Origin of the sequence: Piscibacillus salipiscarius, from assembly GCF_042685285.1 — a bacterium.
Classification (GTDB): Bacteria; Bacillota; Bacilli; order Bacillales; family Alkalibacillaceae; genus Piscibacillus; species Piscibacillus salipiscarius.
Genome location: NZ_JBHUMZ010000023.1, coordinates 1 through 14,138 on the forward strand (window position 1 = coordinate 1; position 14,138 = coordinate 14,138).

The following is a 14,138-nucleotide window of genomic DNA, read 5'->3' on the forward strand; positions in this document are numbered from 1 at the left end:
GTTTGACGGCCAATGTTCATTATAACCGAGAGGAGATCTTTTTTGTTACCACTCTAAAAGTTTCATTGTCACACACGCAGAGCGTGTGGTTTTTAAAGACGTAATCAATAGAGTTGGCAATAACAATAAATGCCAACTCTATTTTTTTCTGATGTTATGTTAAAATAAAGTAGCGGAGAATGTCATAACCAAGGAGTCGATAAGGTGAATGATCAAGAGTATTCATTACAAGAAGCAATCCTTTATTCACATAAAATGGCTCAATTAACTAAAGGAATTTGGAAAGCCATTGAGAAGGATTGGCAAGACTGGGTCAAGCCGTTTAACCTTAATTTAAATGAACATCATATATTATGGATTGCGTATTATTTACGAGGAGCAACCATTTCAGAGATCTCAAAATTCGGGGTTATGCATGTATCAACAGCTTTTAATTTTTCAAAAAAACTAGAACAAAGAGGATTATTAACCTTTTCAAAAAAAGAAGAAGATAAGCGTAACACTTACGTAAAACTTACTAATGAAGGTATTAGTTTATTTGAAGAAACTATAGATGATCACGATCCTGAACGTAATAGTGTCATGAACGCTTCATTGCCATTAAAAAATCTCTATGGTAAATTTCCTGAATTTCAAGAATTGGAATCCATTGTAAGGCAATTATATGGTGACGAATACATTGAAATACTAGATCGCTCACTAAAAAGTTTAAGCGAAGAAACCAAGCCATAACTCTTGGCTTATAGGCGGTTATCATGGTACTTTGAGCCCTTTTTTTAAAAGGTATAAAAAATTATAAAAAAAGGGTTGAAATTTTCCTCTAATCAGCGTATTATTCCTTGAGAGCTATTAAATTAAAACAGTTAATGAACTGAATATTACAGCTGAGAAGGAGGCCCTATTATGACATGCTGGAAATCTATCAATGTAACTAAAGAGCTTGGTTATAATAGGTTAGTCATTTTGTCTACCTTACTAGGTCTCGTTACCTTTTTAATTATGTATGTACCATTTTCAATTATTTATTCAGGTGTTACAATTAAAGCGCCTAGCATATATATTGTGTTAAGTAGTCTTATATTAATACCAATTTTGCATAAATTAACGCATGCTATACCAATCATGTTTACAGATAAAGAGTTTCATTTTAGATGGATTATTAAGTATAAATATATTCCTTTCTTAAAGATTCAAATGAAATCAAATCTATCTAAGAGAACTTCAATTATTACGATGCTAGCTCCTACATTAATGATTACATTACCATTAATGTTGGCTCTGATAGGGTTTCCTGTATATTTCCCTATTATTATATTATGCCTAGCATTAAACATTGGTATTTCTTTAAGAGACTGGATTGCTTTAGGGTATTTTGCTAAAGCCCCACGTCATAGTGTGATAGAGAAATCTAAAGAAAACTATGATATTCTCATAAAGTCACCGTAATTAACCGAGGAGGAGATACTTTGCTATTTGTTTATGTACCGTTTGCATTGTTTATACTTTATGCATTTAACTCATTAGCGCAGCGTTTCTGCGAAAAATCTGAACTATCATCAGAAAAAAGCAGCAAAGTATTTAGAACAATTAACGTATCAATGCTAATATTACTCATTGCATCTTATTATGAAGTGAATTATCTATATTAAAGATTAAGGTTGTTCCGAATTCGGAACAACCTTTTTTAATCTCTAAATTTAATGTTGGGCACACCAACATACTTATTCTAGTACCAAGACGCACCTACGATGATTAATAGGATGAACAAAACAACAATTAACGCGAAACCTTCACCATAACCTTTGCTTCCCATAATTCTCACCTCCCTAGTCATTTAACTACAGTATCTTATGTTGTGATGTCTACTTTCGTTTAGGCAGTTTTAAAAAAAGATAGTTCAAGTATAACTTTGTATGGTATATTATTAGTTATAAAGACAACACAATTTTTAGGGGTGAATGCAGAAATGAAGAAAGTATTATTACTCGGGTTCGCTGCACTTTTAATGATTCTTGCTGCATGTAGCGATGATGAAGGACAAGACTCTGAAGTTGTTGCCGAAACAACTGCCGGTAACGTTACTCAAGAAGAATTTTACAATGAATTGAATGAACTTTACGGTGAAGAGGTATTAAAAAATATGGTCACGCGTAAAGTCTTAAACGAACAGCTTAAAGAAGAAAATAAAGTAACTATGGAAGATATCGATAAGGAAATCGAAGAAATTAAAGGAAATATGAACGAACAACAATTTAACATGGCTATGCAGCAACAAGGATTTAAGAGTGAGAATGAATTCCGATATGCGTTACTATTAAGTAAGATCCAATATCAAATTGCCGCTCAGGACATTGAAGTTACTGAAGAACAAATTAAACAGCAATATGATCGTATGAAAACGGAACTAAAAGCTAGTCATATTTTAGTTGATGAGGAAAAAACAGCTAAAGAAGTGTTAACAAAATTAGAAAACGGCGAGGAATTCGCTAATCTAGCTAAAGAATATTCGAAAGATGGCAGTGCCCAAAATGGTGGTGATTTAGGTTACTTCTCAGCAGGTAAAATGGTAAAAGAATTTGAAGATGCTGCTTATTCATTAGAAGTTGGAGAAGTTAGTGAACCCGTAAAATCACAATTTGGATGGCATGTTATTAAATTAACGGATAAGCGTGAAAGCGAACAAGAACTAGAACCATACGAAGATATGAAAGATCAGCTTAAAGAACAACTAACGATGAAGCAAGTTGATAATGAAGCTCTAAAAGAAGAAGTTCAAAAACTATTAGATGAAGCTAAAATTGATGTAAAAATTGAGGATTATCAAAATTTATTTAGTGAAGAATAATAAACACCCAATAAGATGAAATTCATCTTATTGGGTGTCTTTTTTGCTTTCGGTAATATATCGATCTTTCAAAACGCTTTTTAATTGGTTTATTTGATCAAAGTAACGCTTTTTATAATCAGGTTTGACTTCTCGCTCACCGTACCTCACATCACGATAAATATTAATGGCTTTCTCATCAATCATTTCTGTTAACTCATATCTTCTAAGCCAGTCTTCAATTGATTCATCGAGATAACGCCCCAACTCATGATCAGTTGCCCACTTTTCCAACTTATAAAAAGCCTTCCGAATATCATTATTCGGCGCTTTAGTAATCGTTTGCCTTCTCCATAACCTTCGATCATCTGTTCTACTCGAATTAGACACTAAGTCACCTTGATCTTTATTAAAGTTTATCTTACTCAGTAGCTGCTCCCTATTTTTAAAAACGACTATTAAAATAATAATCGCTACCAACATAAGGAATACTACCAATATATGTTCACTAGTAATAACAGGCTCGCTGTCTAAAGTAGTATATTCTTGTTTCTCTTGTCCACGATCTTCCCAATCCTGTTGCTCTATTTCGCCATCTTTTTGTTCAGGTTCAATCGTTTCTACCCAGTTAAAAAAAGGGGCTAGAAGAAATGTAAAAAGTGAGATAATACCATTAATAATTAAATAAAACACCTTCCTAATTAGTGGAAATAATACCAATAACAAGCTCGATAAACCGAATGTCAGTGCAATCACGCCAGTCACTGTTATGCCGTTCTTCTTAACGTTTTGGTCGTTGTTAAAGGCGTTTAAATTATGTAATAAATTTCCCACAACCAAAATGAATATTTGAATAATTAACATCCAAATAATCTGATCTCCATTATCTAACTCACCATAATGTGCTGTCATATAGGTTATAAATACAACTAAAACAGAAATGCCTATAAAAAATGTTTCCGTCTCACTATCAGGGTCCTTCTCGTGTTTTACCATACGCCAAGCTATTATGCCGCTTAATGCAGCCGACTGAATAAGCGTGAACCCAAGCAAGACTCCAAAAAACGCTAATGGAAACGCTAAAAATAATAAATAAATATACTTCAGTTGATGCTTGAAGTAAATACGGACCATTGCGTAAATACCTATCGCAATGCCTAGCCAAATAAAGAAACCAACAATATTTGGTTCTGTTCGACTAAATATACTGCTGGCAACCATCACAATCCATACTGTCATGATCTCTACTAAAATTTTTTGCCACTTAAGGATGGCACTATCCTGATTTTTCATTAATAGCCCGCCCTCCTTTCATATGGAGAGGCGCTAACTCAGAAGCACCTTTTTTGGTATCTAAGTAATAAACTGAGTGACCATTTTGCTCCCAACGTTTAAAAAACGGATGATGCTGTTGACTCATTTCACCGATTTGAATGATATAAGGTGGTTTAGGTTGCTGATTTAAATGATTTAGGGTATGAAGTAGTGGTGCGGTTAAACCTAATGGATTCACTCTAGCCAATAATTCTAAAGCATTCATTAAATGATGATGACCTTCTCCTAAAGTTAGATGAACATATGGCGCTCCACCTCTACCACGTACATTCATATAAATCTCAAATGGAATTTGTCGTTCCGTTGCAAAACGACACATATATGCTGTCTGTTCCAATAATTGTTCTGTTTGTTCGACCATAGATGTCCCATATTCTGTCTTAACATTTATGATAAAGCACCATGACAGCTGATTAACCTTCTCAACAATTTTAGTTTGTAATTCATTACGTTTAGCCGTTGCCTTCCAATGAATTCGGTTAAATGGATCACCTCTATCATAGGCTCTTGTTCCATACTGTAATAACGGTTCTTCATATATAGAGTGCTTTGCTTGATGATCTCCATTACTCCTTGGATCAAGTAGATTTAGTCCTTTTACTTCAGATAATGATGGATAGATGACGACTTCTTCTTTATGATAACGATTATATAATAAATCGATTTCACTAAATCCAAGAATATTTGGTACAACTAATCTGATCACCCTTATTCTCCCAACACCTCGGCGTTTTGCTAATACCGGCAGTAACAATTCTTTCTTTTCAAAACTTAATAATGTGATGGGAACTTCAAGAGTATTAGTCATTTTTTCTTCAGAAAATTTATAAGATGATTCTAATACAATATCGTACTTTACAACTAGCTTGGCATTTAATATTGGGAGAATTCCCTTCTGCATGATGGATAATTGAAGATTTTCTTCGTCACCAGGATAGCACCTTATCTTTCGGTTCGGGTAGTCAATCGCCAAATAATCATCTAAATGGTTTTCATAAAAACGACTCCCAAAATATAATACAAAAAATAATAAACCGATAAAAGCCAATATGGGAAATGTTCCTAATCTCGGAAAAAAGCTTAATATGATAAAAATTCCACCTGGAATCGTTAACCAACGGTATAAATTCGAACTGCGAATAGTTTTTCTAAACATTACCTTTCAGCCCCGATTTCAACCGGCACTTCGACTGATTGAAGTATTGCCTCCATTACATCTTGTTGTGATTTCTTTGTTGAACCTTCTAACGTTAAAACGAGGCGGTGTGGTAACACATGTAAAGCCATTTCTTTAATATCTTCAGGTGTTACATACTCTCTGCCTTTTATGGCCGCACGGGCCTGGACTGCACGCATAAGTGCTAGCGTACCACGAGGGCTAACCCCTACTTCAGTCCATGCACTATCTCTTGTGGCTCTAACAACTGATAATAAATATTCTTCAACTTCTTTTGTTAGGTAAACCTCTTTAACTTCTTCCTGATATTGAACTAATTGCTCCTTAGTAATAGATGAAGTAAGGTCTTCTATCGGATCAGAGTAACGATATGTTTTCATAATGTTGTGTTCCTCTTCAAACGAAGGGTAACCCATATTAATTTTCATAAAAAAACGATCCATTTGGGCTTCTGGTAATTCAAATGTACCTTGCTGTGACTCAATTGGATTTTGAGTTGCTAACACAATAAAAGGTTGTTCAATTTTTACTGTAGTTCCATCAATCGTTACCTGTTTTTCTTCCATTACTTCTAATAAAGCAGACTGAGTCCTTGGTGTCGCACGGTTAATTTCATCAGCTAATAATACATTAGTTACAACAGGGCCAACCCTTAACTCAAACGATTGCTCTTTCGGATTAAAAAAGTGGATACCTGTTATATCTGACGGAAGGACATCTGGGGTGAATTGAATACGTTTAAAGTCACCTTCAATAGATTTAGCGATACTTTTAGCTAGCATAGTTTTCCCAGTACCTGGTACGCTTTCTAAGAGCACGTGACCTTTATTTACCATGGCATTTGTTATTAATTCAACAGTTTCTGCTTGTCCTATAATGACTTTTCCAATATGGTTCTTTAGATTGTTCGCAAAATCCTTTAAACTCATCGTCCAAACTCCCCCTATAAGTTAGTCCATAACTGGTTTATAAAAAGCACGGTTCTCTAATGGATATATACGTTCAGTAAACTCTCCTGGTTTCACTTTATCTAATGCTCGGTTCATCATATTCATTTTGGCATCTATTAAATCGATTAGATGTAAAACTTCCGCTTCTCTAATTTGTGGAGGCTTAGGACTCCCCCATTCAGCTTTACCATGATGGGATAAAATCATATGTTGTAATAACATCACTTCTTCACCTTCAATTCCTAGCTCGTTAGCGGCTTGTTGCACTTCATCAACCATAATTGTGATATGTCCTAGTAATTTACCTTCAAGAGTGTAGGAAGGTGACATCGGGCTTGAAAGTTCTTTCACTTTACCGATATCGTGTAAAATAATTCCTGAATATAACAAATCAGGATTAAGATCTGGATAGAGTTCGGTTAGTTGTTTACCAAGTTTCAGCATCGAAACTACATGATGTGCTAGTCCACCAGCATATTCATGATGATTTTTAGTCGCAGCTGGGTATGTGAATAATTCGTGTTCGTACTTCTTAATAAAATAACGAATAATCCTTTGAATATTAGGGTTTCGCATATCAAATATAATTTTTGTCATGTATTCTTGCATCTCTTCCACAGGAATCGGTGCCTTTTCCATGAAGTCCTCTGGGTGTATACCATCTGCCGCTGTCGCAAGCCTAATCTGTCTAACGTTTAATTGAGCTTTACCCCTAAACTGTCTAATATCCCCTTGAACATGCACAACACTCTCAGGTGTAAAAACCTCTTCATCATCCTTTGTGATCTCCCATAACTTTGCATCAATTTCACCTGAACGATCTCTAAAAATAATCGTTAAAAAGGGCTTACCATTACTGGCTACCCCTTTCTCAGCTGATTTAATTAATAAGAAACCTTCAAATTGTTCCCCAACAGACACATTAGCTATACCTTGAGTCATTCTCACTTCTCTCCTTTTCTCTCCCTATTTAGCCAACCTGTAATGGTGATGGCTTAATATTTAATATTTGGCTATCCTGATCTTCACAAGTTAAGTAAATGATTTGTTGATCATTAGATTTTTTACGAATTAGTTTGAGTACTTGTTCTTTTCTACTTTGATCAAAATGTACAAATGCATCATCCAAAATAAATGGAAGATGTACATAGGTACTTAATGAATCATTTAAAGCAAATCTGAGAGCGATATACAGTTGGTCGGCAGTCCCTTCAGAAAGTTGCGAGACATCAAACCATAAACCTGATGTTGACTTAACCATTATAGACTCATCTTTATTAAATTGAATCGTATCATATCGTTCATCTGTGATAGCATAAAAATATTCACTAGTTTTTTCCATGATATCAGGTAAATAGACATTTTGGTACCTGTTTTTAGTTTCTTTTAAAGTACTATAAGCAACTTTCTTAACAGCCCACTCTTTGGCAAGCTTGACTACTTCAGATTCAATCATTGCTTTTTGGTGGACTAAATCTGACAAAACACCGCTAGACTCTAAATGATTAATTTCAACCTGTACTTGAGCTTTTAATTTTTGTTGATTGTCTATCTCAGCCCTATTACGTTCTATAGTTTGTTTATGGTCATTAAATTGACTTTCAACTTCTAACCAATTTATATTTTTTTGAAGGATATATTCTGTCTCTGAATTAAATACTTCGTATACCATTTCATAGAGATCGTTTCTTTGCTGCGATTTATTTTTAAGTTGTTTATATTCCCTGGCTTTTTCTAGGAAGTCGTCCTTCGATTTTGCATTCACTTTGCTTAAGAGACTATTAAGATCATCTTGAAGTTGTTTAGTTGATTCAGTTAATCTTGATTTTACGTCTTCTTGTTCTTTAAGCCATTCCCGTTTTTGTTCTAAATTTTGTAACCAGGACTTCTCTTTATCAATATAATTCAACGCAAGATCACAAACCAATCTGGGCTCAGTTAGGATTCTATCCTTTTCGTAAAGCTGAATGATTGTGTGAAGAATACTTAATTCATGTTCCATTTCTCTTTTTGTTTTCGTTATATTCTCCTCTATATCAGTTTGCGCTAATGCCGTCTGCTTACCTTTTTTAAGCCAGTCATACACACTTGGCCAGTGGAATAAATCAAAGCGCTTCAAAAAAGGATACTTATAAATGTGTTCTTCGATTTCTTGTTCAAGCTCTTTTTGACTTTGTTGAACATATTCTTGCTCTTTTTTCAATTCATCTATGGAACTAATAGTACTCTGGGTGTAGTGCTGAATCTGATTTAATTGCTTTTCTAATTCTTCCTGATCGTTAAGCTGCCGTTTTAGTTCTGACATTTCTGCTTCATAGCTACTTGATCGTGAACCTGTCGACTTAAGTCTCTTTAGCGTCCTCTTAATGTGTTGATCAATTTTATTAAGCGTATAAAAAATTGTAATAGCTAAGATCAACCCGACAGCAAGCCCTCCGTAAATCGTTAACAGCTCTACATTCACTCTCATCAATAACATAGATGTTAAAAGTAAAACCATAAAAGGTAATAACCATTTACTCGTCGCGACAAACCCCTTAACTTTATTAATTGTGGTCCTTTGATATTCCATTTGCTGTTGGTACTGTTTTTCTAACTGTTGTTTTTGCTCATCTAGTTTTATTTGGTCATATCTTTCTTGAATTGATTGTAGATCAGATGAGCTCATCTTCCATTTGTCAATTTCATTTCTTTGTCGCTCCAAATCATTCAGTTCTTCATACTTATGATAGAGTTTTAATTTGTTAGATTGAATTTGTGACTTAAGTTGATCCCACTTAGCAGATAAACGTTTCCAGTTCTCATTCGTGTAATGATGAATATCAACTGATTTAATTGAGTTTAGGTCAATTTGAAATCCTAACTCTTCTTCAATTTTTTTGTAGTCATACTTTAATTGTTTTAATTGTTCTTCACTTCTCTCGATGTCTGTATGAAATTGCTCCACCTTTTGAACAATGTGTTGTGCTTCAGTAATTGTAACTGGCCATTTATCAACTTGGCTTGCTTCTGTCAAGTCATCGATGTCTTTTTTCACTCTTTGTACTGAATCTGTTATTTGATTCAGTTGCTCTCCCTGTGCTTTTATTTGCTCTGTTAAATGATTTAATTGGTTCTGTCCATCTTCAGGAAATGATTCTGCGTCTTTAAATTGATTCATTTCGTCAGTTAAAATCTGATGCTTTACAACAGGCGATTTCACTTGATTTAACTTTTCATAATAATTTAAATCAGCTATGATCTCATGTTCTTGTACTTTTAATGATTCAATTGTTTGATCAATGTCCTCTAATTGTTTATATAAGTGCTGGTGCTCGCGTTCTTTTCTTTCAGTTTCATAAATCTCTTGTTGAATCTTTTGAAGTTCAGTTAATTTCTCATTCAATGGTGGCCTTTTACCTTGTTTCTTAAAAAGTTCATCAGACTCTTTAATTAATTCCTTTTCAAGTTGAGTAATTTGATCAGACCCTGTTAGACCTAAGTTAAAGAGAACCGTTCCAATATCTTCTTTTTTATGTTGTCTGATTGACTGTAAATCTCGATCCTCGAAAGAGAAGATGGATTCAAATAAGGGCCGGTTAATTCCTTTTAAAACTTTATTAACCTCGTGTTCAGACAATTTGATTCCGTTTTTTGACACAACAAGATGACCACGATTCTTATGTAAAAAGCGTTCTAAGGTATATGTTACATAGTTTACCTCTATTAAAAGCCTTCCTCCTAATTGACCATCAACCTTTGATAAGTATTGCTCGCGTTCATCAGACTTTAATCCAAATAGGATGTATATTATAAACATTCTAATAGATGATTTACCTGCTTCATTTGGGCCATAGAAATAAGAAAGTTCATCTGAAATAGGGATTTTTTTATGACTCCACTTTCCAAATGAAACTACATCTAATTCAAGAATTTTCATCTTTCCACCTACTTATTAATTTTGCTTAAGATTAATTTTTCCGCTTCTGTCTTAATCTCACTCTGAAGTTCATCCAAATTCAGATCAACATTTTTTCTGTATAACGGGTGTCGTTTTAAGTCTAATAAAAAAGAAGACAAGTCATCTGTTTCTTCTATTGTTTTAAGCACTTCTTTGATAAACGGATTAGACTCAATTATTTCATCCCAGCTTATTTGTTCCTGTCTTAATTTCAACTCACTAAACCAAATCCAGTTCTCTTCATCTTCTTCTGATTCATTTAAAGTATCTAAAAGATCTTCGACTCGATCCTCACTAAAATCATTTTCTCTAATATTTAGAATCAACCTAACCATCATCTTTGAATGCCTTTTTCTCAAAGAATCTTTAAACTTTAGTAGAAATTCAACGAGCTCAGATGGTTTTTGTATGTCTTCTACTGCAACTTCTTCTTCACTAAAAACTATATTCTGAAGAGGATAGAATTGATAAGTTGGTTTACTTCCATTTAATTCGACGATATAACAGCCTTTTTCTCCTCTTTCTTTCATATGTCTACCCTGGATATTCCCAGGATAAATAGCTAAAGGTTCATGACTAATAATTTCGCGTTGATGTATATGACCTAGTGCCCAGTAGTCAGTTTCTATCTTCTTCAAGTCCTCTATAAGAAACGGTGCATAATGGTCATGTATTTGATCGGTCTTCAAACTACCATGTAATGTTGCAATATGATACGAGGCATCTGTTACTCTTTGATAGGAAGCCACCATATTTTCCTTAATAGCCTGTTTACGATAGCTGAAGCCGCTTATTTCAGCAAGAGGTTGTCCGTGTTTATGATAAGTAGTGCTGTTAACACCATCTGATGGAAAAATATATGTATTTTGAGGGAATATTAGTTTAGCTTTTTCCTGCATCATATAATCGTGGTTTCCGTAACTGATATAAGCATTTATGCCATTAGAATTAAGTTTCTCTAATCCTTTTTTTAACTCTAGTGATGACTTAATTGAAGAAGATTCCTGGTCGAATAAATCACCGACAATTAATACAAAGTCAACATTTTCTTTTATAGCTAAATCAATTAATCGCTTAAATGCTACAATTGTACTGTTTAAGACATCTTTATAAATGGGTTCAGGTAAATGACTGAGACCTTTAAATGGACTATCTAAATGTAAGTCCGCACTATGTAAAAAACGTAAATTAGGTTTGAACATACAATTCCTCCATTAAACCTTGTTACTTATATTTTATCAAAAACTAAACACGAACGCACGTTCTATATTAAGTTTTTTCAATTTCTTTTCTATTTACAAAAATCAAATAAAACTCTATAGTAAAATTAGAGAACAAACGGGAGGATTGCGACATGAAAACATATTTTTTAACAGTATATTCTAACAAAGGAGAAGCTCTTTTAGACGAGCAAATTGAAGCAGCTAATGATCAGGAAGCAAAAGAGATTGGATTTCAAAAGCTTAAAGAGAACAATTATGAAGATACAACTCACAGGCTCGTATCACCCGATGCTCGATTAGTGTTATTTCATCGTTAATTCAACCTTTTAATGAAACAAACCCCGAGTCGGAATACACCGAACTCGGGGTTATTTAAATGGCTAGAGCTTATTGCTGCTCTTCACCGTATAAGTCTTCTAATGGTTTTGTGATAATTTTACTAACGTCTGTGATTAATGTATTTAAACGTTGCTCTTCTTCCATTAGTTTTGCAATGTCTTCTTGCTGCTGAACAAGTTCAACCACTTGTTTTGCTTTGTTAACTTCTTCTTCAGTGATCTCTTGACCTTGCATTTGCTTTTGTTGTAAAGTCATTTGAGTTTCACGGAAATCATCAAACATTTTCTTCGTTTGAGGATCATTCATTACTTTTTCATATGCTTGTTTTAAATCTTGAAATTCATCGCTATTGCGTAAACCTTTCTCAAGATCATAAGCTAAATCATAAATGTTAGCCACGATATACCTCCTAAAATTTCATTACTTTCTTACTGTAACAAAGATTAAACTCACTGTATAGTGATATAACTACTATCACTATGTCAAAAACATCACAATCAAACCTTGCAGTAATCCGATTAACCCACCTAATAAAGCGCCTAAATATGTAATCATATTCATTTCACGCTTTGTTATTTCTAAAACAAGCTGTTCAATCCTTGACACGTCAAACTTCTCAACTTCTTGTTTTACTAAATCGAATAAATTTAGTTGCTCAAGTAGACTTGTCATATTTGTTGATAATGCTTCAAATGAAACTTCAATCATCTTGGGGATCCATGTAGTTTTAAGCTTAGACAAATAATTATCAAATAATTCATTAACAGGTTGATTTAAATAAAATTCAATATTGATTTCCTTTGTAACGAGGGATGCAAAACGTTCTTTAATTTGAATTTCACCAAACATGTCTCGTACCTCTTTAAGATCTTTTTCTTTAAACTGCTCCCACTCTTTTCGTAATAACTCTTCAATAGATTCTTTCGTTTCGTCTGAATTTAAAAACATACGAACAGCTGGTGTGACTTTATCAGATAGACCTTCTTCTCCTAAGTATGATGATACCATGTTACCTAAGAACCCTTGCGTCTTTAAAAAGTTAGATGCGCTTTCAGATATTTTGCGCTGCCCTTCTTCACTCGTTAAAAATAGCTCAATTTTTACAATAAGATAGTTCGTAAAGTCAGGTAGCTTTGATTCAAGATTTTCATTAAGATCATTTGGTAATATTTCACGAACTTTTAGATACTGATGTTCCGTATATAAATCATTTAGCTTTCTTTGAATGGATCGTTCCATATTAGCATTTAAATTTCCTATACTAAATTCAGGATTGACTTTCAATATTAAATCATGAATAGAATAACCTTCATTAACTACTCGATCAACTTGTTGGTTAATCATACCTGCCATCTTCCCTTGAAAATCAGGCTCAAGCACTTTTTGCTCAAGTGCATCACTTGTCACCAAATAATCGGTTACAACGCGACCTAATTGTCCGGCTAACTCATTTCTCCTTTTAGGTATTAAACCAGGCGTAAAGGGTAGTTTGAATTTCCCAATATAAACCGCTTCATATGGCCTAAAAAGCATTTTAATGGCTAAAAAATTCGTCATTCCACCTATCAGTGCGCCGATCATGATCATGAAAATTATTAGAAATGCCCAGTTCATCTTCTCACCCTTTTGCAGTAAATGTTAACACTATATTTTTAGCATTAATATCGATATATTACCAGTATTGACCTTAAAAAAGTTACACAAACTAATTGATAAAGTGAAGGGAGGTTTTAAGTTGGCTAAACCAGGACGCCGTGAAGAAGATAGCAGAAGTAAATATGATTTAGATGTAGATAGGATGCTAAATGAAGGTTTAGCAGGTGGTTATGTACGTCCGACGTATAATAAGGTTCAAATAGATGAAGCACATGAAATTAGAAAAAATGACGAGCCTTTCAGCCCAGCAGAAGAAACTCGTGATGAGTAAAAAATAGATTAAGGCCTTCCTATAAGGAAGGTCTTTTTAACTATAGGATGGTTAAATAAAGAAAAGAGGGCCTAAAGACCCTCTTTAATTTTATGATGCAGGCAAGAGTTTTTTTGATTTGCTCTTACCTGCTTTTGAATTTTCGTCTTTGATTGTTTTTAGAGGTTATCAAATGACGCTGTGTTACTTAGCTCCACCTAATTGTTGTTCTGCCATTTGTACTAGACGTTTAGTGATTTCACCACCAACAGAACCGTTAGCGCGTGAAGTTGTGTCTGGGCCAAGCTGAACACCAAATTCTTGTGCAATCTCAGTTTTCATTTGGTCTAAAGCTTGAGCAACACCTGGTACTACTAATTGGTTTGAGTTGTTGTTCTGTGCCATTGTATCTCACCTCCTGTGTATCCATATTTTCTACAGGAG

16 protein-coding genes are annotated in these 14,138 nt (G+C 34.0%); 6 read left to right on the forward strand and 10 right to left on the reverse strand.

From position 1 onward, the window contains the following. The first annotated feature begins 204 nt into the window (after positions 1-204). The 3 genes from ACFSW4_RS10370 to ACFSW4_RS10380 all read left to right on the forward strand — a co-directional run bounded on the left by ACFSW4_RS10370 (position 205) and on the right by ACFSW4_RS10380 (position 1,649). Positions 205-732 (forward strand): HTH-type transcriptional regulator Hpr, encoded by a 528-nt coding sequence (locus tag ACFSW4_RS10370; protein WP_377329119.1) that lies wholly within the window; start codon positions 205-207, stop codon positions 730-732. Positions 733-903: 171 nt separating this feature from the next. After that, positions 904-1,446: a DUF3267 domain-containing protein gene (locus tag ACFSW4_RS10375; protein WP_054754941.1), complete on the forward strand. Its 543-nt coding sequence runs from the start codon at positions 904-906 to the stop codon at positions 1,444-1,446. Positions 1,447-1,466: 20 nt separating this feature from the next. Further along, positions 1,467-1,649, forward strand: coding sequence for a hypothetical protein (locus ACFSW4_RS10380; protein ID WP_054754942.1), 183 nt, complete (start codon positions 1,467-1,469; stop codon positions 1,647-1,649). 77 nt (positions 1,650-1,726) lie between these two features. Here the strand turns inward: ACFSW4_RS10380 and ACFSW4_RS10385 are convergent, their stop codons facing one another. Next, on the reverse strand, positions 1,727-1,813 hold the full coding sequence (locus tag ACFSW4_RS10385) for a YjcZ family sporulation protein (protein WP_279402016.1): 87 nt from the start codon (positions 1,811-1,813) through the stop codon (positions 1,727-1,729). A 153-nt stretch (positions 1,814-1,966) separates the two neighbouring features. On the opposite strand from ACFSW4_RS10385, the gene ACFSW4_RS10390 reads away from it, so the two are divergent. Next, a complete protein-coding gene (locus ACFSW4_RS10390; RefSeq protein WP_377329121.1) occupies positions 1,967-2,845 on the forward strand; it encodes a peptidylprolyl isomerase in 879 nt (292 codons plus the stop codon). A 27-nt stretch (positions 2,846-2,872) separates the two neighbouring features. Here ACFSW4_RS10390 and ACFSW4_RS10395 read toward each other — a convergent pair whose 3' ends face one another. Genes ACFSW4_RS10395 through ACFSW4_RS10420 form a run of 6 tightly spaced genes read right to left on the reverse strand, consistent with a single transcriptional unit; the run spans position 2,873 to position 11,428 of the window. Then, positions 2,873-4,117, reverse strand: coding sequence for a hypothetical protein (locus ACFSW4_RS10395; protein ID WP_377329123.1), 1,245 nt, complete (start codon positions 4,115-4,117; stop codon positions 2,873-2,875). After that, positions 4,101-5,315 carry a DUF58 domain-containing protein gene (locus ACFSW4_RS10400; RefSeq protein WP_377329125.1) on the reverse strand — a complete coding sequence of 405 codons (1,215 nt, stop codon included), beginning with the start codon at positions 5,313-5,315 and terminating at the stop codon, positions 4,101-4,103. Before ACFSW4_RS10400 ends, ACFSW4_RS10395 begins: the two co-directional genes overlap by 17 nt. Then, a complete protein-coding gene (locus tag ACFSW4_RS10405; protein ID WP_377329127.1) occupies positions 5,315-6,265 on the reverse strand; it encodes an AAA family ATPase in 951 nt (316 codons plus the stop codon). Before ACFSW4_RS10405 ends, ACFSW4_RS10400 begins: the two co-directional genes overlap by 1 nt. Positions 6,266-6,286: 21 nt before the next feature. Next, positions 6,287-7,228 carry a 3'-5' exoribonuclease YhaM gene (gene yhaM, locus ACFSW4_RS10410; RefSeq protein WP_377329129.1) on the reverse strand — a complete coding sequence of 314 codons (942 nt, stop codon included), beginning with the start codon at positions 7,226-7,228 and terminating at the stop codon, positions 6,287-6,289. A 28-nt stretch (positions 7,229-7,256) separates the two neighbouring features. Then, positions 7,257-10,205, reverse strand: a complete 2,949-nt coding sequence (locus tag ACFSW4_RS10415) for an ATP-binding protein (protein WP_377329131.1) — start codon at positions 10,203-10,205, stop codon at positions 7,257-7,259. An 8-nt stretch (positions 10,206-10,213) separates the two neighbouring features. Then, positions 10,214-11,428, reverse strand: coding sequence for a metallophosphoesterase family protein (locus ACFSW4_RS10420; RefSeq protein WP_377329133.1), 1,215 nt, complete (start codon positions 11,426-11,428; stop codon positions 10,214-10,216). Between the two features lie 152 nt (positions 11,429-11,580). Between ACFSW4_RS10420 and ACFSW4_RS10425 the strand changes: the two genes are divergently transcribed. Further along, positions 11,581-11,766, forward strand: coding sequence for a YhzD family protein (locus ACFSW4_RS10425; RefSeq protein ID WP_377329135.1), 186 nt, complete (start codon positions 11,581-11,583; stop codon positions 11,764-11,766). A gap of 70 nt (positions 11,767-11,836) precedes the next feature. On the opposite strand, the gene ACFSW4_RS10430 is transcribed toward ACFSW4_RS10425, so the two are convergent. Both ACFSW4_RS10430 and ACFSW4_RS10435 read right to left on the reverse strand, forming a co-directional pair. Beyond that, positions 11,837-12,187, reverse strand: a complete 351-nt coding sequence (locus tag ACFSW4_RS10430) for a YlbF family regulator (protein ID WP_054754957.1) — start codon at positions 12,185-12,187, stop codon at positions 11,837-11,839. A gap of 78 nt (positions 12,188-12,265) precedes the next feature. After that, complete coding sequence (locus ACFSW4_RS10435; protein ID WP_054754958.1) at positions 12,266-13,402, reverse strand: DUF445 family protein; 1,137 nt, start codon at positions 13,400-13,402, stop codon at positions 12,266-12,268. A 121-nt stretch (positions 13,403-13,523) separates the two neighbouring features. Between ACFSW4_RS10435 and ACFSW4_RS10440 the strand changes: the two genes are divergently transcribed. Beyond that, entirely contained in the window at positions 13,524-13,715 is a 192-nt protein-coding gene (locus tag ACFSW4_RS10440) for a hypothetical protein (protein ID WP_054754959.1), read from the forward strand. Between the two features lie 183 nt (positions 13,716-13,898). On the opposite strand, the gene ACFSW4_RS10445 is transcribed toward ACFSW4_RS10440, so the two are convergent. Next, positions 13,899-14,099: an alpha/beta-type small acid-soluble spore protein gene (locus tag ACFSW4_RS10445; protein WP_054754960.1), complete on the reverse strand. Its 201-nt coding sequence runs from the start codon at positions 14,097-14,099 to the stop codon at positions 13,899-13,901. Positions 14,100-14,138: the final 39 nt, after the last annotated feature.

Excerpts from the sequence above, each read along its gene's own strand:
- ACFSW4_RS10375 (WP_054754941.1), top strand. The coding sequence starts at position 904 with ATGACATGCTGGAAATCTATCAATGTAACTAAAGAGCTTGGTTATAAT.
- ACFSW4_RS10385 (WP_279402016.1), bottom strand. The coding sequence starts at position 1,813 with ATGGGAAGCAAAGGTTATGGTGAAGGTTTCGCGTTAATTGTTGTTTTG.
- ACFSW4_RS10390 (WP_377329121.1), top strand. The coding sequence starts at position 1,967 with ATGAAGAAAGTATTATTACTCGGGTTCGCTGCACTTTTAATGATTCTT.
- ACFSW4_RS10395 (WP_377329123.1), bottom strand. The coding sequence starts at position 4,117 with ATGAAAAATCAGGATAGTGCCATCCTTAAGTGGCAAAAAATTTTAGTA.
- ACFSW4_RS10400 (WP_377329125.1), bottom strand. The coding sequence starts at position 5,315 with ATGTTTAGAAAAACTATTCGCAGTTCGAATTTATACCGTTGGTTAACG.
- ACFSW4_RS10405 (WP_377329127.1), bottom strand. The coding sequence starts at position 6,265 with ATGAGTTTAAAGGATTTTGCGAACAATCTAAAGAACCATATTGGAAAA.
- yhaM (WP_377329129.1), bottom strand. The coding sequence starts at position 7,228 with ATGACTCAAGGTATAGCTAATGTGTCTGTTGGGGAACAATTTGAAGGT.
- ACFSW4_RS10415 (WP_377329131.1), bottom strand. The coding sequence starts at position 10,205 with ATGAAAATTCTTGAATTAGATGTAGTTTCATTTGGAAAGTGGAGTCAT.
- ACFSW4_RS10420 (WP_377329133.1), bottom strand. The coding sequence starts at position 11,428 with ATGTTCAAACCTAATTTACGTTTTTTACATAGTGCGGACTTACATTTA.
- ACFSW4_RS10425 (WP_377329135.1), top strand. The coding sequence starts at position 11,581 with ATGAAAACATATTTTTTAACAGTATATTCTAACAAAGGAGAAGCTCTT.
- ACFSW4_RS10435 (WP_054754958.1), bottom strand. The coding sequence starts at position 13,402 with ATGAACTGGGCATTTCTAATAATTTTCATGATCATGATCGGCGCACTG.
- ACFSW4_RS10445 (WP_054754960.1), bottom strand. The coding sequence starts at position 14,099 with ATGGCACAGAACAACAACTCAAACCAATTAGTAGTACCAGGTGTTGCT.